This window comes from Sphingobium olei (genome assembly GCF_042678845.1).
Lineage (GTDB): Bacteria > Pseudomonadota > Alphaproteobacteria > Sphingomonadales > Sphingomonadaceae > Sphingobium > Sphingobium olei.
This window is the reverse complement of sequence record NZ_JBHTLS010000014.1, coordinates 1-568: the sequence shown is the minus strand read 5'-3', so window position 1 is coordinate 568 and position 568 is coordinate 1. Positions and strand designations below refer to the sequence as shown.

Sequence of the window (568 nt, the reverse complement as noted above, 5' to 3'; positions counted from 1 at the left end):
GGACATTCGAAAGTCTCAACCACCATCTTGTCCAGATCGACCGTGTCCGAACGGGGCGAGAACCGATGCCGTCAGCGGCGGCCATCGACAGCCAGAGCGTGAAGACCACTGAAGCGGGTGGACCGCGCGGCTATGACGCAGGGAAAAAGATCATGGGCCGTAAGCGCCACGCCATGGTCGATACCGATGGTCGTGCACTCGAACTGCTGGTCCATGGCGCTGACGTGCAGGACCGAGACGGCGCAGTGCCTTTGCTCAGGCAGTCACGCCAGCGGCACCCCTTGGTCGAGCATGCCTATGCCGACAGCGCCTACAACAGCGATCGCGTCCGGGAAGCCACATCCATCACGATAGAGATCGTTCGGAAATTCGCCGACCAGACCGGGTTCGTCGTCCATCCCAGACGATGGGTGGTTGAACGAACCTTCGCATGGCTCAATCGAAATCGACGCTTGGCAAAGGACTTCGAGCGAACCATCAAATCCGCAACTGCACTTCTATATGCAGCTGCCGCCGTCGTCCTCATCAGGCGCATCGCTCGTTACGCATGAGATTCAAGACAGGCTCT

At 59.3% G+C, this 568-nt stretch carries 1 protein-coding gene; it reads left to right on the top strand.

Translation table 11 applies throughout. From position 1 onward, the window contains the following. A partial coding sequence (locus ACFQ24_RS03740; RefSeq protein WP_380909110.1) for an IS5 family transposase occupies positions 1-551 on the top strand: 551 nt, incomplete at its 5' end. Between the last annotated feature and the right edge of the window lie 17 nt (positions 552-568).